The following is a 19785-nucleotide window of genomic DNA, read 5'->3' on the forward strand; positions in this document are numbered from 1 at the left end:
ACGGCTTGCGCGAGGTCCCGCGTGCAACATGCGTGTTACGGATTTCCCGATCATGGACGGCCCGATCAAGGGACCCCGACGTCACCGGCCGCGCAACGCCACCATGGGCGCGAACCCGCCTTGTCCCGGAACCGCAAATGTGTTCTCGTGGTGCTTTCCACCTACGGAGGGGGACGAAAGGTGGCGTCGACGGTCGGCGGTGCCGGACAGCTGCTGGCCATCAGTGACCTGCACATCGGCTACGAAGAGAACCGCGCCCTGGTCGAGAAGATGCGCCCGGACACCGACGACGACTGGCTGGTGGTCGCCGGCGACGTCGCGGAGACCGTGGCCGACATCCGATGGGCCCTGCACACGCTTGCGGGACGGTTCGCCAAGGTCATCTGGGCCCCGGGCAACCACGAGTTATGGACCCACCCGAGAGACGCCGTCACCCTGCGCGGCGTCGCCCGCTACGAGTATCTGATCGCCCTCTGCCGTGAGCTGGGCGTGCTCACACCGGAGGACCCCTACCCCGTCTGGGACGGCCGCGGCGGCCCCGTCGCCGTCGCCCCGCTCTTCCTGCTCTACGACTACTCCTTCCTGCCCAAGGGCTGCGTGACCAAAGAACAGGGACTGGAGTACGCGCACGGCACCGGCATCGTCTGCAACGACGAGTACCTGCTGCACCCCGACCCCTACCCCACCCGCGAGGACTGGTGCCGGGCCCGGGTCGCCGCGACCGAGCGGCGCCTGGCCGCACTCCCCGCGGACCTGCCCACGGTGCTCGTCAACCACTACCCGCTGGACCGGCACCCGATGGAGATCCTCTGGCACCCGGAGTTCGCCATGTGGTGCGGCACCGAGCTGACCGCGGACTGGCACCGCAGGTTCCGGGTGGAGACCATGGTCTACGGCCATCTGCACATCCCACGGACCACCTTCCACGACGGCGTCCGGTTCGAGGAGGTGTCGGTGGGCTACCCGCGCGAGTGGCGCAAGCGCCCGGAGCCGCCGGGACGGCTGCGCCGCATACTGCCCAGGGAGGTAGGGGCTTCGTGATCGAGGAACTGCTGCCGGACTCGGTGGTGACCGTGACGGCGTACGGCGAGGAGGACTCCTCGCCCGACGGGCTGTACCCCGAGGAGGCGGCCGTCGTCGCGCAGGCGGTGGACAAGCGCCGCCGCGAGTTCGCCGCCGTACGCTCCTGCGCCCGCCGGGCCATGGAGAAGCTCGGCGTCCCCCCGCAGCCGCTGCTGCCCGGCGAACGGGGCGCCCCGCGCTGGCCGGACGGCCTGACCGGCAGCATGACCCACTGCGACGGCTACTGCGCCGCCGCCCTGGTCCGCGCCGACGACCTGGCCTCCCTCGGCATCGACGCCGAACCCGGCGAACCGCTCCCGGACGGGGTGCTGCCCGCCGTGTCCCTGCCCGGCGAGGCCCAGCGGATCGCCCGGCTCGGCCGGGACGTTCCGGAGATCCGCTGGGACCGGCTGCTGTTCAGCGCCAAGGAGTCCGTCTACAAGGCGTGGTTCCCGCTCACCGGCAAGTGGCTGGACTTCACCGAGGCCGACATCGACCTGCGCCCCGGCGGCACCTTCACCGCCACGCTCCTCGTCCCCGGGCCCCTGGTCCGCGGCCGCCGCGTCGACGTCTTCGAGGGCCGCTGGACGGCGGGGCGGGGCCTGGTGGCCACGGCGGTCACGGTGCCTCACGCCTGAGCCGGCCGCCCCTCAGGGCTCCGGGCACCAGGTCTGGAGCAGACGGAAGAACTCCTCCTCGTTCCCCGTGAGTCCGGCGGCCGCCAGGGCGCGCTCCGCCTCGGCCAGGACGCCGGGCGGCACCACGGGTGGTCGCTGCGCGCCGGGCGGGCCTCCGGCGGCGTCGAACGCGGCCCGTACGGTGTGCAGCAGCCGTAGATACGCCTGCACGGCGATGCGCTCGCGGTCGGTCAGTACGGCGGTGGGCATCGGTCGGCTCTCCCCAAAGTCGGCGTCGTCGCCGCCCCGCAAAACGGGGCGCACCACCAGCTTGCCGCCCACCACTGACAATCGGGTCCGACCACCCGCCGGTTCGCCCGCTCAGCGCAGCCCCCGGGCCCGCTCAGCCCTGCGCTCTCCGGTAGCCGAGGGTGGCCTCGATACGGCCCGCCAGGTGGTCGCGCTGGACCGGGCCGCGCACCGAGGAACCGGCGAGCCAGGCGCGGCACTTGCTGGCCAGGAGCAGGCCGAAGCTCTCCGCCTCCTGCTCGTCGCTCAGGTCGAAGCGGCTGCGCGCCGCCACCTGCCGTACCGTCGCCTCCAGCTGGGCGTGGTCCTGCAGCAGCCGGGCCGCCACCGCCGCGCCGTCCACGTGGTGGCCGCTGTGCCCGGCCTGCATGTGCCACAGCTCGTGGCCGAGGATCACCAACTGGTGGTCCGGCGCGGTGCGTTCCTCGATCACCACGAGGTCCTGGTCGGCCATGTCCAGCCACAGGCCGCTCGCGGTGCCGGCCGGGAAGGCGGCCGTGCGGTACCGCACCGGGCGCCCCCGGCGCCTGGCCATCGCCGAGCAGAGCGCGCCGTACAGGTCCGCCGGACGCGCCGGAACGGGAAGTTCCAGCTCGCCGACCAGTTCGCCGCACAGGCGGTGCATGTCCCTACGGATGCCCACAGTTCTCCCCCGGGTCACGACTCGGGCCGCTTGACGCTCTCCAGGAGCATGTCCAGCCATTCGGCGACCTTGTCGCGATGCTGGTCGGTGGGCAGTTGCGCGGCCCGCCAGGCGATCCCGCGCACGCCGTGGTCCTGCAGCAGCCGCTCCAGCGGGTCCTCGGCGGCGACGGCCGCCTCCCGCTCGGCGAGCTGCTGGAGGAGTTCCTGTTCGGTGCGCTGGAGGGCACCCGCGAGTGCCTCGGGGTCCTCGGCGGTGAGGAATCCCGCGTGCACCCGGAAGAAGCGCTGGATGGCGTCGCAGTGCTCCATCGTGGGCCGCCGGTCGCCGTTGATGAGCGCGCCCGCCTGCTGCCGCGACATGCCCGCGCCGTCGGCGATCTCCTGCTGGGTGTACTTGCGGCCGTTGGGCTTCAGCCGGGTACGGCGCAGCAGGTCCAGCCGCTGGAGGAAGCGGGCCTGGACATCGGGTTCGCCCGCGGGGCGCCCGCTGAGCAGCGCCTTGACCACGGGCTCGGGGACACCGGAGGCGACGGACAGCCGACCGGTGTCGAAGACCTCGGAGTGCGCGACGCCCAGTCGGTCGGCGAGCGCGGCCACCCGACCGACGACGGCGGGCAGTGCCGCCGTCCCCGTGGCGCCCGGACCCTCGAAGCCACCCGTCACCGACAGAACTCCTACGTCTCTCACCGACTTCTCATCACCATCGGTCGCCGTGAACTTCCCGGAGATTAGCGGGTCGTTCGAACTTGCATCCAGGTCTCGCCACAACTGTGGCCAATTTCAGCCGTCAACCGGCATGAAATGCCACGATAGTTGACACGGATCGCGTCGGGGCCGCAGGATCGGGGCGCCGCGTCAAGGCCGCACAGGCAAGAGGGGTGACCTCCCGATGGCATATCAGGCAGGAGGGCAGCGATCGGCACCGCGGCCCGTCCCCGAGAATCCCGAGGCCGATGCCTACCTCCAGGACTACGCCGTACTCCTGGAGGCCGTCTCGTTCCCCTCCGTGGTGCTCGACTACCGCTGGGACGTCGTCCTGGCGAACAGCGCTTTCGCGTCACTTTTCCGCGAGGTGGGCCCGCACCCCACCGCCATGCCCGGTGACAACTTCCTCCGGTTCGTACTGTTTCACCCCGACGCCGCCACCGTGCTCGGCGACCACGAGGCCGGCTGGTGCCTGCCGATGCTGGCGAACTTCGCCGCCGCCGTGGAGCGTCACGGCCATGACGCCGGGCTCCAGGCGATCCGCCGGGACATCGCCCAGGACCCGATCATGGAGGCCGCCTACCGGCACGGGCTGCCGCACTGGATCCGCACCGTCGGCGAGCGGGCGGTCGCGGCCGACGGTGCGGTGCGGCCACTGCTGCACCCGGACCCGCGCTGGGGTGCCACCGACTGCCGGATCGTCGACGAGACGCCCGACTTCCTGAAGGCGATGGGCTGTACACGGATCACTTTCGTGCTGCGTGACGCGCGTCGCCCGGCGCACTCCGCGCGTCGGGCGAGCCGGCCGCGCCGCACGGCGGCCCACCTGAGCGTGGTGCCCGCCCCCGAGGTCTGACAGGCACCGTCGGCGTTCAGGTCGCCGACGGCGCCTCGTCGGCGTCCCCTTTTCCACCCCGCGCGGGGTCATTCCCCCACACAGTGTTGTGTGACATAGTACTGACGTGAGCAAGCGACTGACCTGCGATGTCGTGGTCGTCGGAGCCGGCATGGTGGGCGCGGCCTGCGCCTGGTACGCGACCCGCGCGGGCCTCGACGTGGTCCTCGTCGACCGGGGCCCGGTGGCCGGCGGCACCACCGGAGCCGGGGAGGGCAACCTCCTGGTCTCCGACAAGGAGCCCGGTCCGGAGCTGGACCTGGCGCTGCTGTCCCTGCGTCTGTGGGCGGGGCTCGCCGAGGAGTTCGGGCCCGCCGTCGAGTACGAAGCCAAGGGCGGCCTGGTGGTCGCCCCGACCCCGGACGGCCTCGCCGCCCTGGAACGCCTCGCCGCCGCCCAGCGCGCGGCCGGAGTCGCCGCCGAGGCGGTCGTGGGGGAGGAGCTGTACGACTTCGAACCCCACCTCGCCCCCGGCCTGCCCGGCGGCGTGCTGTACCCGCAGGACTCCCAGGTGATGCCCGCCCTCGCCGCCGCCGTCCTGGCCCGCGCCTCGGGCGCCCGCCTGCTGACCGGCCACATCGTGACCGACATCCTGCGCACCCCGGGCGGCGCGGTCCGTGGCGTCCGCACCGACCGCGGCGACCTGCACGCCCCCGCCGTCGTCAACGCCACCGGCACCTGGGGCGGCGACGTGGCCGCCCTCGCCGGGGTCCACCTCCCCGTCCTCCCGCGCCGCGGCTTCGTCCTCGTCACCGAACCGCTCCCGCGCCTGATCCGCCACAAGGTGTACGCCGCCGACTACGTGGCCGACGTGGCCAGCGACTCCGCCGCGCTGCAGACCTCACCCGTGGTGGAGGGCACCGCCGCCGGACCGGTACTGATCGGCGCCAGCCGCGAACGCGTCGGCTTCGACCGCGCGTTCTCCCTGCCCGTCGTCCGGGCCCTGGCCGCCGGGGCGACCCGCCTGTTCCCCGTGCTGTCCGACGTCCGCGCCCTGCGCTCCTACGCCGGCTTCCGGCCCTACCTCCCCGACCACCTGCCCGCCATCGGCGCCGACCCCCGCGTCCCGGGCCTGCACCACGCCTGCGGCCACGAGGGCGCCGGCATCGGCCTGGCCCCCGCCACGGGGCACCTCATCACCCAGGAACTGACCGGCAGGACACCCGAGTTGCCGCTGACCCCGTTCCGCCCCGACCGCTTTCCCGCCCCCGAGGAGGCCGCGTGAGAAGTCCCCTGCGTCTGGCCGACGCCCGGCCCGGACCGCCCTTCACGGTCACCCTGGACGGGCGGGAGATCGAAGTGCTGCCCGGGCAGACCGTGGCCGCCGCACTCTGGGCGGCCGGGGTCACCTCGTGGCGGAGCACCCGGGGCGCGGGACGTCCGCGCGGGGTCTTCTGCGGGATCGGGGTGTGCTTCGACTGCCTGGTGACCGTCAACGACCGGCCCAACCAGCGCGCTTGTCTGGTGCCGCTGCGGCCCGGCGACGCCATCCGCACCCAGGAAGGGACCGGGCGCGATGACTGAACGACCGCATCTGGCGGTGATCGGGGCGGGACCGGCCGGACTCGCCGCGACCCTCGCGGCCGCGGCACGCGGCGTACGGGTCAGCCTGATTGACGCGGCGTCGGAGGCCGGGGGCCAGTTCTACCGCCAGCCGTCCCAAGCCCTCGGCGCCCGGCGGCCCGACGCACTGCACCACCAGTGGCGCACCTGGGAACGGCTGCACAGCGGGCTCCGGCAGTACGTCGCGGCAGGCACGGTCACGCACTTGACGGAGCATCATGTCTGGCTGGTCGAGCGGGAGTCGCACGGCTTCACCGTCCACGCCCTCCTCGGGCCCGAGCAGCGCGAGCCCTCCGCCGTGCGCGCCGACGCCGTCCTGCTGGCCACCGGCGGGTACGAGAAGGTGCTGCCCTTCCCCGGCTGGACCCTCCCCGGGGTCGTCACCGCGGGCGGTGCGCAGGCCATGCTCAAGGGCTTCCTCGCGGTGTCCGGCCGTACCGCCGTCGTCGCCGGGACCGGACCGCTGCTGCTGCCGGTCGCGACCGGGCTCGCGGCCGCGGGCGTACACATCGCGGCACTCGTCGAGTCGGCCGACCCGAGGGCCTTCGTACGGCGCTCCCGGGCCCTGGCCGCCGAACCGGGCAAGCTCGTCGAAGGCGCCGGGTACGCGGTCCGGTTGCTGCGGCACGGCGTGCGCACGCTCACCCGGCACACCGTCGTCGAGGCGCACGGCACCGACCGGGTCGAGGCGGTGACCGTGGCCGCGCTCGACCGCGCCGGCCGGGTCCGGCCCGGTACCGAACGCCGGATCCCCTGCGACACCCTGGCCGTCGGCCACGGCATGCTGCCGCACACCGACCTCGCCGACACCCTCGGCTGCCGGATCGACAGCGCCGCCGTCCACGTGGACGAGGAGCAGCGCACCGATGTGCCGGGCGTCTGGGCGGCGGGGGAGGCCACCGGGATCGGCGGCGCCGCGCTCTCCCTCGCCGAGGGACACATCGCGGGCCGCTCCGCCGCCGCGCGGTTGCACGGACGTGAACCCGACCCGCGCGCCTGGGCACCGGCCGCCCGTACCCGCACCCGGCTGCGGGCCTTCTTCGCCGCGCTGGACATGGGGTACGCGCCGCCCGCGCACTGGACCGCGCTGGTCGCCGACGACACCGTGGTGTGCCGGTGCGAGGAGGTCACCGGCGGCGCGGTCCGCGCGGCCGTCGAGGAACTCGGCGCCCGGGACCTGCGGACCGTCAAACTCCTCACCCGTGCCGGGATGGGCTGGTGCCAGGGGCGGGTGTGCGGACCGGCGGTCGAAGGGCTCGCCGGGTGCGCTCCGGCCCCGTCCCGGCGACCGTTCGCCCGGCCGGTGCCGCTGGGCGTGCTCGCGGGCACCGATCCGGCCGACTCGGCCGACCCCTGTGCCGAACAGTGAAATGTCACACCTCACTCAGGAATCCAAGGAGCCCCGTATGACCACCACCGACCCCGCCCGCCCCTGGCGCGGTGTCCTCGTCGCCACCGCCCTTCCGCTCACCGACGACCTCTCCGTGGACTACGCCAAGTACGCCGACCACTGCGCCTGGCTCGTCGAGAACGGCTGCGACGGCGTGGTGCCGAACGGCTCGCTCGGCGAGTACCAGGTCCTCACCCCCGAGGAACGGGCCAAGGTCGTCGAGACCGCGGTGTCCGCGATCGGCGGCGCCCGGGTGATGCCCGGCGTGGCCGCGTACGGCTCCGCCGAGGCCCGCCGCTGGACCGAGCAGGCACGCGACGCGGGTTGCGCCTCCGTGATGCTGCTGCCGCCCAACGCCTACCGCGCCGACGAGCGTTCGGTGCTCGCGCACTACGCCGAGGTCGCCAAGGCGGGCGTCCCGGTCGTGGCGTACAACAACCCCATCGACACCAAGGTCGACCTGGTCCCGGAACTGCTCGCCGAGCTGCACGCCGAGGGGTACGTCCAGGCGGTCAAGGAGTTCTCCGGTGACGTCCGCCGCGCCTACCGCATCGCCGAACTCGCCCCGGAGCTCGACCTGTTGATCGGCGCCGACGACGTCCTGCTGGAGCTGGCGCTGGCCGGGGCGAAGGGCTGGGTCGCCGGCTACCCGAACGCGCTGCCGCGGGCCTCGGTGCGGCTGTACCGCGCGGCCGTCGCCGGGGACCTGGACACCGCCAAGGAGCTGTACGCGCAACTGCACCCGCTGCTGCGCTGGGACTCGCGGGTCGAGTTCGTCCAGGCCATCAAGTTGTCCATGGACATCGTGGGCCGCCACGGCGGACCCGTGCGCCCGCCACGCGTCCCGCTGCTGCCCGAGCAGGAGGCCGCCGTCCGGGCGGCCACGGAGAAGGCCGTCGCGGCCGGATTGGCGTAGGGGATCATGCGCAGCAGACTCGTCCTGCACGCCGTCGACTCGCACACCGAGGGCATGCCCACCCGGGTCGTCACCGGCGGCATCGGCACCGTGCCGGGCACCACCATGAACGAGCGGCGCCTGTACTTCCGCGAACACCGCGACGACATCAAACAACTCCTGATGAACGAGCCGCGCGGCCACGCCGCGATGAGCGGTGCCGTCCTCCAGCCGCCGACACGCCCCGACTGCGACTGGGGTGTCATCTACATCGAGGTCTCCGGATATCTGCCGATGTGCGGCCACGGCACGATCGGGGTCGCGACCGTGCTGGTGGAGACCGGCATGGTCGAGGTCGTCGAACCGGTCACCACCATCCGGCTCGACACCCCGGCGGGCCTCGTGGTCGCCGAGGTGGCGGTGGAGGACGGCGCGGCCACGTCGGTCACGCTGCGGAACGTGCCCTCCTTCGTCGTCGGCCTCGACCGCGAGATCACCCTGCCCGACGGGCGCACGGTGTCCTACGACCTGGCCTACGGCGGCAACTTCTACGCCATCCTGCCGCTGGACGCGTTCGGCCTCCCCTTCGACCGTGCCCGCAAGGACGACATCCTGAAGGCCGGGCTGTCCCTCATGGAGGCGATCAACGCCGAGGAGGAGCCGGTGCACCCGGAGGACCCCTCCATCCGCGGCTGCCACCACGTCCACCTGTACGCGCCCGGCTCCACCGCCCGTCACTCGCGGCACGCGATGGTCATCCACCCCGGCTGGTTCGACCGCTCGCCGTGCGGCACCGGCACCAGCGCCCGCATGGCCCAGCTGCACGCGCGCGGTGAACTCCCGCCGCACACCGAGTTCGTCAACGAGTCCTTCATCGGCACCCGGTTCACCGGGCGGCTGCTCGGCACCACCGACGTCGCCGGGCACCCCGCCGTCCTGCCGAGCTTCACCGGCCGGGCCTGGATCACCGGGACCGCCCAGTACCTGCTCGACCCGAGCGACCCGTTCCCGGCAGGGTTCGTTCTGTAGGCCCGCCGCCGCTCCGGGATAATGGCCGGTGACGCGTGACATTGCACCGGCCGCCCCGCGCGCCGCACCGTACGACCGAGGAGACCTCCCCATGCCCGACCGGCCCGCCGGTGCCCCCTCCCTGCCCTCGCTGGGCGGCAAGAAGCGCAGCTACCGCGAGCGGGTCGCCGACGCGCTGCGGGCCGCGCTGATCGCCGGTGAACTGCGCCCGGGCGAGGTCTACTCGGCGCCGACCCTGGCCGCCCGCTTCGGCGTCTCGGCGACGCCGGTCCGCGAGGCCATGCTCGACCTGGCCAAGGAGGGCCTGGTCGACACCGTGCCCAACAAGGGCTTCCGGGTCACGGCGGTCTCCGAGAAGCAGCTCGACGAGTACAAGCACATCCGCGCGCTGATCGAGATCCCCACCGTGGTGGACCTGGCCCGGACCGCCGACCCGGTCTCGCTGGAGGCACTGCGCCCGGCCGCCCGGGAGATCGTGCAGGCCGCGGCGGCCGGCGACCTCATCGCGTACGTCGAGGCGGACACCCGCTTCCACCTCGGACTGCTCGCCCTCGCGGGCAACGCCCACCTCGTCGAGGTGGTCGGCGACCTGCGCGGCCGCTCCCGGCTCTACGGTCTCAACGCCCTGGTGGAGGCGGGCCGGCTGCTGGCCTCCGCCGAGGAGCACCTGGAACTCCTCGACGCCCTGCTCGCCCGCGACGAGCACGGCGTGCGCGAGGTGATGACCCGCCATCTCGGCCACGTCCGGGGGCTGTGGGCCGCGAAATAGCACGGCCATGCTCTCTGACTGGGCGACCTGACCCGGCGCCCAGGCTCTCTGACCGGGCGACCTGACCCTGCGCCGCACGAGTTCGCAACTCGACGCAAGCCGTTTGCGTTTCTTGCGCTAACCTTGCGCGCATGACACGACGACTGGCCGAGGTGGCGAAGAAGGTCGGGGTCAGCGAGGCCACGGTCAGCCGGGTGCTCAACGGCAAGCCCGGCGTCTCCGAGGCGACCCGGCAGACGGTGCTCTCCGCCCTGGACGTGCTCGGCTACGAGCGCCCCACGCAGTTGCGCGGCGAGCGCGCCCGGCTCGTCGGCCTGGTCCTGCCCGAACTGCAGAACCCGATCTTCCCGGCCTTCGCCGAGGTGATCGGGGGCGCCCTCGCCCAGCTCGGGCTGACGCCGGTGCTGTGCACCCAGACCAAGGGCGGCGTCTCCGAGGCGGACTACGTGGAGCTGCTGCTCCAGCAGCAGGTCTCCGGTGTGGTGTTCGCCGGCGGCCTGTACGCCCAGGCCGACGCCCCGCACGACCACTACCGGCAGCTCGCCGACCGCAGCATCCCGGTCGTGCTGGTCAACGCGGCCATCGAGGACCTCGGCTTCCCCGCCGTCTCCTGTGACGACGCGGTCGCGGTGGAGCAGGCGTGGCGGCACCTGGCCTCCCTCGGCCATGAGCGCATCGGGCTGGTGCTGGGGCCGGACGACCATGTGCCGTCGGCCCGCAAGCTGATTGCCGCGCGGGGTCTCGGCGAACTGCCGGACGAGCACGTCGTGCGCGCGATGTTCTCCATCGAGGGCGGACACGCGGCCGCCGCCCGCCTCATCGACCGGGGCGTCACCGGCATCATCTGCGCCAGCGACCCCCTCGCCCTCGGCGCGATCCGGGCCGCGCGCCGCAAGGGGCTCGACGTCCCCGCCCAGGTGTCCGTGGTCGGCTACGACGACTCCGCGTTCATGAACTGCACCGAGCCCCCGCTGACCACCGTCCGCCAGCCCATCGAGGCCATGGGCCGGGCCGCGGTGGACCTGCTGAACGCGCAGATCGCCGGGGCTTCCGTCACCCCCGAGGAACTGCTCTTCGAGCCGGAACTGGTGGTCCGGGGATCGACCGCACAGGTGCCTCGTAGCTGAGATCCACCGGTGCTGTCGCAGAATTTCTCATTCTTCTTCACTTCTTGCTGTCCCGGGGCTTGGTGACCGGCACGCCGCGCTTCGCCGCCTGGATCTGCTCGTACACATGGGTCCGCAGCTCGGCGAAGCGCGGGGACACCCGTGTGTGCAACTGGTCCCGCGCGTCCGGCAGATCGACCTTCAGCTGCTCCTGGACGACGGTGGGGGAGGCCGACAGCACCAGGACCCGCTCACCGAGGTAGACGGCCTCGTCGATGTCGTGCGTGACGAACAGGATCGTGATGCCCCGCTCCCGCCACAGCCGCCGCACCAGGTCCTCCAGGTCGGCGCGGGTCTGCGCGTCCACCGCGGCGAACGGCTCGTCCATGAGCAGCACCCGGGGCTCGTAGGCCAGGGCGCGGGCGATGGCGACCCGCTGCTGCATCCCGCCGGACAACTGCCAGGGGTACGCCCCCACGGCGTCCTCCAGGCCCACCGAGTCCAGCGCGTCCCGCACCAGCTCCCGGCGCCGCGCCTTGCTCAACTTCTTCTGCTTCAACGGCAGTTCGACGTTCTCGCCAACCCGCATCCAGGGGAAGAGACTGCGCCCGTACTCCTGGAAGACGAACGCCATCCCGGGCGGCGGACCCGTCACCCGCTGCCCCTCCAGCAGGACCTCGCCGCCGGTCGGGGCGAGCAGTCCGCCCATGCACTTCAGCAGCGTCGTCTTGCCGCAGCCGGACGGGCCGACGAGACAGACCAGTTCGCCCGCGTCCACGGTGAAGGTGAGATCCCGCACCGCCTCCACGCGGCGCCCGGACCCCTCGTAGACCTTCCTCAATCCGCGCACGTCGAGCATGGGGTGCCCTTTCCTCAGGCTCACGGGGAACGACGGGTGGCGGCGCGCAGGCCGTGATACCAGCCCAGCACCCGCCGTTCGACGAGTTGGAAGACGACCGACAGCGCGAAGCCCAGCAGGCCGAGGACCAGGATCCCGGTCCACATGTCGGGGATCGCGAAACTGCGCTGGAACTGCACGATGGTGAAGCCGAGTCCGTTGCTGGCCGCGAACATCTCGCTGATGACCATCAGGATGATGCCGATGGACAGCGCCTGGCGGAGCCCCGCGAAGATCTGCGGACTCGCCGAGCGCAGTACCACGTGCCGCAGCCGCGCGGCGCCCGTGACGCCGTAACTGCGGGCCGTCTCCGCCATCACCGGGTCGACGGCGCGTACACCCTCCACGGTGTTCAGCAGGACCGGCCAGACGCAGCCGCTCGCGATCACGGTGACCTTCATGGTGTCCCCGATACCCGCGAACAGCATGATGACCGGCACCAGGACGGGCGGCGGCACCGCGCGCAGGAACTCCAGCACCGGCTCGCACACCGCCCGCACCCGCCGGTAGGACCCGATCACCGTGCCGAGGCCCACACCCACCACGGCCGCCAGCGCGTAACCGCCGCTCAGGCGCAGCACGCTGGGCACGACGTCGTCGGTGAACCGGTCGGCGGTCCATACGTCCGGGAACGTCTGAAGGATCGTCGACAGCGGCGGCCAGTACACGTCCGTGCTGTCCTCGGACGCCACCCACCACACGGCCACCAGCACCGCGGGCAGCGCGAGCACGAACACGGTCCGCAGCAGCAGGGTCCTCACACCGCCACCTCCCCGCGCACCGACTGGTGCCAGCCCAGTGCCCGCCGCTCCACCGTCCGGGCGCCCACGTTGATGAGCAGCCCGAGCAGCCCGGTGACCACGATCAGCGCGTACATCTCCGGCACCGCCTGCGAGGTCTGCGCCACCGCGATCCGCGAGCCCAACCCCGGTGCCCCGATGACGAGTTCGGCGGTGATGGCGAGGATCAGCGCCACCGCGGCGGCCAGCCGTACCCCGGTCATCACATACGGCAGGGCGGTCGGCCACAGCACGTGACGGACCCGCGCCCAGGTGCTCAGACCGTACGACCGCGCCGTCTCGTCGGCGACCGGGTCCACGTCCTGGACGCCGTACAGGACCTGGATCAGCACCTGCCAGAAGGAGGCGTAGACGACGAGCAGGAGGACCGAGCGCAGTTCGGTGCCGTACAGGAGGACCGCGAGCGGGATCAGGGCGACCGAGGGGATCGGGCGCAGGAACTCGATGGTGGAGGCGGTGGCCTCGCGCAGGTACGGCACCACCGAGATCACCACGCCCGCCACGATCCCCGCGCAGGCGGCGAGGGCGAGGCCCAGCGCCCAGCCGGTGAGGGTGTCGCCGAGGGCCGACCAGAAGGCGGAGTCGGTCAGTTCGGTGGCGAGGGCGTCGGCGATCTCGCTGGTCGGCGGGAAGTACTCCGCCTTGACCAGGCCGAGCCGCGGCACCGCCTCGCCCAGGGCGAGGAAGACCGCGAGCCCGGCCGTGCCGAGCAGGGTGTTCAGCCCTTTCACGACAGCAGTTCGTCCAGGTCGGGAGGTGACTTGAACAGGCCGTCGCGCTGCCCGAGTTCGGCCAGCCGCTCGATGGAGTCGCGGTTGGCCTCGGCCGGCCACTTCGGCAGCGTCACCTGCTTGAGCACGTCCGGCGGGATCTTGGTGTACGTCGTGACGATCTCGCGGACCTCGTCCGGGTGGGCGTCGGCGTAGGCGAGGGACTCGGCGGTGGCCTTCTGGAACTTCTCCACCACCTCCGGCTCGCTCTCCGCGTACTGCATGGAGGTGAAGTACATGGCGACCGTCAGATCGGGGGCCACGTCGACGAGGGAGGAGGCGATCTCCCGGCCGCCCTGGCTCTTGATCGTGGCCAGCGCCGGTTCCACCACCATCGCCGCGTCGATCTGCCCCTCGTCTAGGGCCGCGGGCATCTGGTCGAAGGCCAGCTCGACGAACTCCACCTTGTCCGGGTCGCCGCCCGCCTTGCGCACCGACTCGCGGACCGCCGTCTCGTTGATGTTCTTCAGCGTGTTGACGGCGACCTTCTTGCCCTCCAGCTCGCTCGGTGACTTCAGGGGGCTGTCGCCCTTCACCGTGAGCGCCCCGAAGTCCTTGCCGTCCTCGCCCGTCGACGCGATGCCGTTGGCGATGGCCCGCACCGGGACCTTGTTGGACTGGGCGATCATCAGCGAGGTCATATTGCTGAAGCCGAACTCGTACTGCCCGCTCACCACGGCCGGCACGATCGCGGCGCCGCCCTGAGCACTCGTCAACTTCAGTTTCAGGCCGTGCTTTTCGTAGAAGCCCTTCTTCTGGCCGAGGTAGACGGGCGCGACGTCGACAATGGGGATGAGCCCCACGGTGACCGTCGTGACGTCGCCGGACGAGCCCGCTGCGTCCGACGTGCCACCGTCGTCGGACGAGCCGCAGGCGGTGAGGGATAACAGGAAACTGCCTGCCGCGAGACCGGCGAGCAGACGACGCATGACTCCTCCTGTGGAGACAACGGTGTTCCGACAGGCTGTGCGCAGACCGCACAGTAGTGCTCAAGCGCGTACAGCGGGAAGGTAGGGGGCGCGCACCGATCGGGTCAACCTTGTTGGCCGACAAAATTGTTGACATCTCAGGAGGCGGCGATGCCCGAGCCGGACCGCGGACGACACTTCGTGAACTCCTTCGCGCACGGCCTGGCCGTCGTCCGCTCCTTCGACGCCGAGCACCCCACCCGTACGCTCTCCGAGGTCGCCCGCGACTGCGGGCTCACCCGGGCCGCCGCCCGCCGGCTGCTGCTCACCCTGGTCGACCTGGGCTATGTCCACCAGGACGGCCGCCGCTTCCGGCTCACCCCGCGCGTGCTGGAACTCGGCTACTCCTACCTCTCCAGCTTCACCCTGCCCGAGCTGGCCGAGCCGCATCTGGAGCAACTCGTCGCCCGCATACGGGAGTCGTCCTCGCTGTGCGTCCTGGACGGCGATGACATCGTGTACGTGGCCCGGGTGCCGACCAGCCGCATCATGACCGCGTCCATCACGGTGGGCACCCGCTTCCCCGCGCATGTCACCTCGGTGGGCCGGGTCATCCTCGCGCACCTGACGGACGAGGAGATCGACACCCGGCTCGCGCGGGCCGACCTGAGCCCGCTGACTCCGCGCACGCTCACCACGCCGGACGCCCTGCGGGCCGAGCTGCGCCGGGTGCGCCGCCAGGGGTACGCGATCGTCGACCAGGAACTGGAGCTGGGGCTGCGCTCGGTGGCCGCCCCGGTGCGGGACCGGGCCGGGGCGGTGACGGCGGCCGTGAACATCGCGGTGCACGCGGGCCGCAACTCCCTGGAGTCCGTCCGCCGCGACCTGCTGCCGCCGCTGCTGGAGACGGTCGCCCGGATCGAGGCCGACCTCAGGATCACAGGTCCAGCACGAGCCGCTGCCCCCGGCACCGGGACACACAGATGAGCATGGTCTCCCCGGCCGCGCGCTCCTCCTCGGTCAGCAGCGAGTCACGGTGGTCGGGGACGCCCTCGACGACCTCCGTCTCACACGTACCGCAGGTGCCCTCGGTGCAGGAGTACAGCACCTCCACCCCGGCGGCGCGCACGGCGTCGAGCACGGAGACGCCGGGCGGGACCGTGAGGGCGCGACCGCTGCGGGCGAGAACGACCTCGAACTCGCCGTCCTCGCCGCCCTGTTGCTCCTTTTTGCGGAACCGCTCGACATGGAGGCGGTCGGCGGGGCAGCGGGCCGCCACCGCGTCCAGCAGCGGCTCGGGACCGCAGCAGTACACCAGGGTGCCGTCCGGGAGGTGGTCCAGCACCGGGGGCAGGTCCAGCAGTCCGGTCTCGTCCTCGGGAGCGAGGGTCACGCGGTCGCCGTAGCGGGCGAGTTCCCCGGTGAACGCCATCGACGAGCGGCCGCGGCCCCCGTACAGCAGACTCCACTCGGCGCCCGCCGCCTCCGCCGCGGCCAGCATGGGCAGGATCGGGGTGATGCCGATGCCGCCCGCGACGAACCGGTAGCGGGGCGCGGGGCGTAGCGCGAAGTGGTTGCGGGGGCCGCGGACGCGGACCTTGTCGCCGAGCCCCAACCGCTCGTGCACGTACACCGATCCGCCCCGCCCGTGTTCCTCCCGCAGCACCGCGATCCGCCAAGAGGTGCGGTCGGCCGGTTCGCCGCACAGGGAGTACTGGCGCTCCAGGCCCGGCGCGAGAACGAGGTCGATGTGGGCGCCGGGCTCCCAGGCGGGCAAGGGCGCGCCGAGCGGGTCGACGAGGGTGAGAGCGAGAACACCGTCGGCGATCAACCGGCGCTCCCGCACCACGAGTTCACTCAACGTCCTTGTGCCCCTCGGGATGTCCGAGCATCCACTCCCACATCGCGACCGGGTCCTCGGCGGTGTGCTCGGCGCCGCAGTGACAGGTGCCGTGCAGCAGGTCGGTGCCCGGCACCCAGTCGACGCGGTAGATCTCGCCGGTCGGCGCGGTCACCGGGCCCGCTCCACCGGCTTGTCGCCCTCCTCCACCAGCCGGGCGAGGATCCTGCGGGCGGCCAGCCCGCCGGTGTCGATGTTGATGCTCAGCTCCTGGTAGCCGTGGCGCTCGGTGCCGAGCGTGCGCTGGAGCAGATTGAGCGCGTCCACGTCCTGCATCACCACCGTGTGGTTGTTGCTCCGCAGGAACTCGCTGACCTCCGCGTCGTCGGTCGCCCAGTCCCGGGAGACCGCCCAGAAGTCGTACACCTTCCCGTCGGCCGAGGGCGTGATCGCGTACGTCACCTCCGTGTGGAAGCCGCCCGGGTCGCTGCCGTCCGGCTCCGGGACCACGCCCACCGGCGCGACCCTGCTGTGCAGCAGGTACAGACAGGGCGCGAAGTACTCGATGTCCTGCCAGCGCGTGATCCGCCCCTCGATCCCGGTCGACCTCGCGTAGAAGGGCGGGCACTCGGCGTCGTCCATGTGCCGGCTCACCCGCACGATCCCGGCGCCCTCGTCGACCTCCGTGGTGATCGGCGTCTCGGCGACCTCGGGCGTGCCGATGTAACCGCCGTGCAGGTACGTCTCGTGCGACAGGTCCAGGAGGTTGTCGACGAGGAGCCCGTAGTCGCAGTCGATCGGCTCCATGCCGCGCACGGTGACCCAGCCGGGGGAGTCCAGGTGCCGGGCCCGGGGGATGCCCGACGGATCGGCGAGGGCGGGGTCGCCGATCCACACCCACACCAGCGCGTCCTGCTCGACCACGGGGTACGAGGCGATCCGGGCCGTGCGCGGTACGCGCTTCTGCCCCGGCACGGACACGCACGCGCCGGTCGTGTCGTACGTGAACCCGTGGTACCCGCACACGATCCGGTCGCCGTCCAGCCGGGTGGGCGGCTCGGAGAGCGGGTAACGCCGGTGCACACAGCGGTCGTTGAGCACGACGGGCGTTCCGTCCTCCTGAGACCGGTAGAGCACCAGCGGCTCCCCGAGCACGGTCCGCCCGAGCAACTCCCGCCCCACCTCATGGCTGTGGGCGACGACGTACCACTGGTTCCTGGCGAACGCGGTCATGTGCGGCATGCGACGGCCCCCGTCATCCTCGACGTCGTGTCGGTACCACCATGTCGATGCCGTCGCCGCCTCGGCAACAGGACTTCCGCCGGGCGGAAACTCCCCGGCGGCGCCGCATCCGTGGCCCCCCAGGGCCCCGGTATCAGGCCCGCTCGTGCGGGATCTTCAACCCCGCCTCGATCGCCACCGGCAACCGGTTCTCCGCCGGGGGCAGCGGGCAGGTGGCCAGGTCCGTGTAGGCGCAGGGCAGGTTCGCGGCGCGGTTGAAGTCCAGGACGACCGTGCCGTCGGCGGCGGGCGGGTCGAGGGAGAGGGAGCGGTTGGCGGCGTAGGTGGTGACTCCGGAGGTGGCGTCGGTGAACAGGACCATCAGGCGGCCCGGACCGGCGCCGGGGAACGCGGTGAGGGACAACTGACGTCCCTCCAGCTCGAATTCGATCCGGCCCGGAGCGTCGTACACATGCTCAAGGCCCTCCACGGCGGCGCCCACGGTGGTCGGGCGCGGGGTGTCGAAGGGGATGTAGCGGCCGGTCACCGCCCAGCGCGGGTCGGGGGCGTAGGCGGGAGTTCCGGTGAAGCCGGTGCGCAGCGGGGCGTCCGGGTGGCGGGGGCGCACGATGTCGTGGCCGCCGCGCTTGGCGACCTCGATGACGGCGTCCTTCCAGACGGCGTCGACACCGCCGCGCTCGGGGAGTACGCCGAAGCGGTGCTCGCCGCGCACCGGGGTTTTGTCGATGACGAGTTCCTCGTCGTCGTCCAGGGTGACGGCGACACCGTCCGGGCCCGTGCGCCACTCGCCCGGCGCGTCCGGGAAACGCTGGGGCCGTTCGTCGAGCCAGTGCAGGCCGGTGATGGCCAGGAAGCCGTGCGGGGCGGCGAGCCGGGCCTCCTGGGCGCGGTACCACTCCAGCCAGCTCTCGGTGAAGGTGCGGAGGTCGGTCGTGGTCATGCGGGTCTCCTCAGGGCGTCGGGAAGGGGGTGTGCGGTCAGCGGGCCAGTTCGCCGAGCAGGCGCCAGGTACGGCGGGGGAAGGGGGGTGTGCGGTCAGCGGGCCAGTTCGCCGAGCAGGCGGGTACGGCGGGGGGAATGGGGGTGTGCGGTCAGCGGGCCAGTTCGCCCAGCAGGCGCCAGGTGCGGCGGCGGGCGGCCTCGCCCGCCAGCTCGGTGGCCGAGAACACGACCTCGGTGGCGCCGGCGTCGCGGTAGCGGCGTACCTCCGCCTCGACGGTCTTCTCGTCGCCGATCACGGCCAGGTCGACGGCCCGGCGGCCGCCGGACAGCTCGATGGCCCGGGCGTAGGACGGGATCTGCTCGTAGAAGGCGAAGCTCTCGGCAGCCCTTTCCCGTACGGCGTCCGCGTCGTCGGTGACCACGCCGGGCACCAGGGCCACGACCCTGGGCGCGGGGCGGCCCGCCGCCTCGGCCGCGCGGGTCAGGGCGGGCACGATGTGCTCCTCCAGAGCGCGCGGTCCCGCCAGGTACGGCAGGATTCCGTCCGCCAGCTCACCGCTCACCCGCAACGCCTGCGGGCCCATGGCCGCCACCAGCAGGGGGACACCGCCCTCGGCGCCCGGTACGCGGGCCGGGAGCGGGGTGGAGGTGGAGAGCAGTTCGCCGTGGAAGTCGGCCGTGCCGGTCTCGGTCAGTTGGCGCAGGGCGGTCAGGAACTCCCGTAACCGGGCTATGGGGCGTTCGAAGGGCAGGCCGAAACCGGTCTCCGTGAGCAGTTTCGTGCCCAGGGCCAGCCCGAGGTGATAGCGGCCGTGGGTGGCCGCCTGGGCGGTCTGGGCCAGGCTGGAGACCAGCAGCGGGTGGCGGCCGAAGACGGGGATCGCGGAGGTGCCGACGTGCAGTCCCGGCACCTCCCGGCCGACGATCGCCGCGAGCTGGGGCGAGTCCGCGCCGAAGGTCTGCCCGAACCACGCCGAGGTGATCCCGAAGCCGGCGGCCTCCCGGGCCAGGTCCACGGAGGCGTCGACCTGGTTCGCCGCGTCGGATGCGTTGAGCGCTACTCCAACAGTCATGTCAGGGGCAACGGGCACCGCCGCCAGGCGCATTCCGGGTCCACTGTGACAGCTTCATGTCGGCTGTATGTACGGCGCACGAAGCTGGCCGAAACCGTATTGACCTGCGGCGGAGCGTCTGGTGAACTCCCGTTCCATGAACCCCCGCGTGGACCTCACCCAGCGGCGCCACATCGATCTGGCGCACGTCTTCAGCGCCTGTTGTTGTCGCTGACCCGGGACCCGCTGCCCGGCTGCGGCCGGTGAGCACTCTCGGCGCCTTCCCGGCAGCCACTGTGACTTCCCGCGGGGTCGTCTTCCCCACCCTCTGAGGGCCCCCGCTCGCAC

At 72.3% G+C, this 19785-nt stretch carries 23 protein-coding genes; 11 read left to right on the forward strand and 12 right to left on the reverse strand.

Annotated elements, in window-relative coordinates; all coding sequences use genetic code 11:
• Positions 1-180 precede the first annotated feature (180 nt).
• Both ACZ7L7_RS01755 and ACZ7L7_RS01760 read left to right on the forward strand, forming a co-directional pair.
• Positions 181-1041, forward strand: a complete 861-nt coding sequence (locus tag ACZ7L7_RS01755; RefSeq protein ID WP_471591634.1) for a metallophosphoesterase family protein — start codon at positions 181-183, stop codon at positions 1039-1041.
• Positions 1038-1700: a 4'-phosphopantetheinyl transferase family protein gene (locus ACZ7L7_RS01760; protein ID WP_453601721.1), complete on the forward strand. Its 663-nt coding sequence runs from the start codon at positions 1038-1040 to the stop codon at positions 1698-1700. Before ACZ7L7_RS01755 ends, ACZ7L7_RS01760 begins: the two co-directional genes overlap by 4 nt.
• A 12-nt stretch (positions 1701-1712) precedes the next feature.
• Here the strand turns inward: ACZ7L7_RS01760 and ACZ7L7_RS01765 are convergent, their stop codons facing one another.
• The 3 genes from ACZ7L7_RS01765 to ACZ7L7_RS01775 form a co-directional block, all read right to left on the reverse strand.
• Complete coding sequence (locus ACZ7L7_RS01765) at positions 1713-1949, reverse strand: hypothetical protein (protein WP_285513831.1); 237 nt, start codon at positions 1947-1949, stop codon at positions 1713-1715.
• 133 nt (positions 1950-2082) lie between these two features.
• Positions 2083-2613: a toxin-antitoxin system, toxin component gene (locus ACZ7L7_RS01770; protein ID WP_285513957.1), complete on the reverse strand. Its 531-nt coding sequence runs from the start codon at positions 2611-2613 to the stop codon at positions 2083-2085.
• A gap of 32 nt (positions 2614-2645) precedes the next feature.
• Positions 2646-3296: a helix-turn-helix domain-containing protein gene (locus ACZ7L7_RS01775; protein WP_093718067.1), complete on the reverse strand. Its 651-nt coding sequence runs from the start codon at positions 3294-3296 to the stop codon at positions 2646-2648.
• Between the two features lie 226 nt (positions 3297-3522).
• On the opposite strand from ACZ7L7_RS01775, the gene ACZ7L7_RS01780 reads away from it, so the two are divergent.
• The 8 genes from ACZ7L7_RS01780 (at position 3523) to ACZ7L7_RS01815 (ending at position 11006) form a co-directional block, all read left to right on the forward strand.
• The gene (locus ACZ7L7_RS01780; protein WP_472074386.1) at positions 3523-4194 is read left to right on the forward strand and encodes an MmyB family transcriptional regulator; all 672 of its coding nucleotides are present in this window, start codon (positions 3523-3525) and stop codon (positions 4192-4194) included.
• Positions 4195-4300: 106 nt separating this feature from the next.
• The gene (locus tag ACZ7L7_RS01785) at positions 4301-5458 is read left to right on the forward strand and encodes an NAD(P)/FAD-dependent oxidoreductase (RefSeq protein WP_471428044.1); all 1158 of its coding nucleotides are present in this window, start codon (positions 4301-4303) and stop codon (positions 5456-5458) included.
• On the forward strand, positions 5455-5757 hold the full coding sequence (locus tag ACZ7L7_RS01790; RefSeq protein WP_285513834.1) for a (2Fe-2S)-binding protein: 303 nt from the start codon (positions 5455-5457) through the stop codon (positions 5755-5757). The genes ACZ7L7_RS01785 and ACZ7L7_RS01790 overlap by 4 nt, the downstream gene beginning before the upstream one ends.
• The gene (locus ACZ7L7_RS01795; RefSeq protein ID WP_471591635.1) at positions 5750-7165 is read left to right on the forward strand and encodes an FAD-dependent oxidoreductase; all 1416 of its coding nucleotides are present in this window, start codon (positions 5750-5752) and stop codon (positions 7163-7165) included. Before ACZ7L7_RS01790 ends, ACZ7L7_RS01795 begins: the two co-directional genes overlap by 8 nt.
• Positions 7166-7202: 37 nt before the next feature.
• On the forward strand, positions 7203-8102 hold the full coding sequence (locus ACZ7L7_RS01800) for a dihydrodipicolinate synthase family protein (protein WP_285513836.1): 900 nt from the start codon (positions 7203-7205) through the stop codon (positions 8100-8102).
• Positions 8103-8108: 6 nt separating this feature from the next.
• Positions 8109-9110 (forward strand): proline racemase family protein, encoded by a 1002-nt coding sequence (locus ACZ7L7_RS01805; protein WP_453601733.1) that lies wholly within the window; start codon positions 8109-8111, stop codon positions 9108-9110.
• A gap of 91 nt (positions 9111-9201) precedes the next feature.
• Positions 9202-9879 carry a GntR family transcriptional regulator gene (locus ACZ7L7_RS01810; RefSeq protein WP_285513838.1) on the forward strand — a complete coding sequence of 226 codons (678 nt, stop codon included), beginning with the start codon at positions 9202-9204 and terminating at the stop codon, positions 9877-9879.
• A 131-nt stretch (positions 9880-10010) separates the two neighbouring features.
• Entirely contained in the window at positions 10011-11006 is a 996-nt protein-coding gene (locus ACZ7L7_RS01815) for a LacI family DNA-binding transcriptional regulator (RefSeq protein ID WP_285513839.1), read from the forward strand.
• 37 nt (positions 11007-11043) lie between these two features.
• On the opposite strand, the gene ACZ7L7_RS01820 is transcribed toward ACZ7L7_RS01815, so the two are convergent.
• The 4 genes from ACZ7L7_RS01820 to ACZ7L7_RS01835 are packed head-to-tail and all read right to left on the reverse strand — an operon-like array spanning position 11044 to position 14382.
• Positions 11044-11844, reverse strand: coding sequence for an ABC transporter ATP-binding protein (locus ACZ7L7_RS01820; protein WP_453601737.1), 801 nt, complete (start codon positions 11842-11844; stop codon positions 11044-11046).
• A 20-nt stretch (positions 11845-11864) separates the two neighbouring features.
• Positions 11865-12644, reverse strand: a complete 780-nt coding sequence (locus tag ACZ7L7_RS01825) for an ABC transporter permease (protein ID WP_285513841.1) — start codon at positions 12642-12644, stop codon at positions 11865-11867.
• Positions 12641-13414 (reverse strand): ABC transporter permease, encoded by a 774-nt coding sequence (locus tag ACZ7L7_RS01830; RefSeq protein WP_472074389.1) that lies wholly within the window; start codon positions 13412-13414, stop codon positions 12641-12643. Before ACZ7L7_RS01830 ends, ACZ7L7_RS01825 begins: the two co-directional genes overlap by 4 nt.
• Entirely contained in the window at positions 13411-14382 is a 972-nt protein-coding gene (locus tag ACZ7L7_RS01835; protein ID WP_471428035.1) for an ABC transporter substrate-binding protein, read from the reverse strand. Before ACZ7L7_RS01835 ends, ACZ7L7_RS01830 begins: the two co-directional genes overlap by 4 nt.
• A 150-nt stretch (positions 14383-14532) precedes the next feature.
• Here ACZ7L7_RS01835 and ACZ7L7_RS01840 point away from each other — a divergent pair, with 150 nt between their 5' ends.
• On the forward strand, positions 14533-15348 hold the full coding sequence (locus ACZ7L7_RS01840) for an IclR family transcriptional regulator domain-containing protein (protein ID WP_471428033.1): 816 nt from the start codon (positions 14533-14535) through the stop codon (positions 15346-15348).
• Here the strand turns inward: ACZ7L7_RS01840 and ACZ7L7_RS01845 are convergent.
• From ACZ7L7_RS01845 to ACZ7L7_RS01865, 5 genes are all read right to left on the reverse strand, one after another.
• Positions 15299-16222 carry a PDR/VanB family oxidoreductase gene (locus tag ACZ7L7_RS01845; RefSeq protein ID WP_472074391.1) on the reverse strand — a complete coding sequence of 308 codons (924 nt, stop codon included), beginning with the start codon at positions 16220-16222 and terminating at the stop codon, positions 15299-15301. The genes ACZ7L7_RS01840 and ACZ7L7_RS01845 overlap by 50 nt on opposite strands.
• The gene (locus tag ACZ7L7_RS01850) at positions 16215-16376 is read right to left on the reverse strand and encodes a hypothetical protein (protein WP_285513846.1); all 162 of its coding nucleotides are present in this window, start codon (positions 16374-16376) and stop codon (positions 16215-16217) included. The genes ACZ7L7_RS01845 and ACZ7L7_RS01850 overlap by 8 nt, the downstream gene beginning before the upstream one ends.
• The gene (locus tag ACZ7L7_RS01855; protein ID WP_285513847.1) at positions 16373-17443 is read right to left on the reverse strand and encodes an aromatic ring-hydroxylating dioxygenase subunit alpha; all 1071 of its coding nucleotides are present in this window, start codon (positions 17441-17443) and stop codon (positions 16373-16375) included. Before ACZ7L7_RS01855 ends, ACZ7L7_RS01850 begins: the two co-directional genes overlap by 4 nt.
• A gap of 133 nt (positions 17444-17576) precedes the next feature.
• Positions 17577-18383 (reverse strand): DUF1684 domain-containing protein, encoded by an 807-nt coding sequence (locus tag ACZ7L7_RS01860; protein WP_471428027.1) that lies wholly within the window; start codon positions 18381-18383, stop codon positions 17577-17579.
• Between the two features lie 151 nt (positions 18384-18534).
• A complete protein-coding gene (locus ACZ7L7_RS01865) occupies positions 18535-19458 on the reverse strand; it encodes an LLM class F420-dependent oxidoreductase (RefSeq protein WP_471428025.1) in 924 nt (307 codons plus the stop codon).
• Between the last annotated feature and the right edge of the window lie 327 nt (positions 19459-19785).

This window comes from Streptomyces sp. NPDC110618, assembly GCF_055657065.1.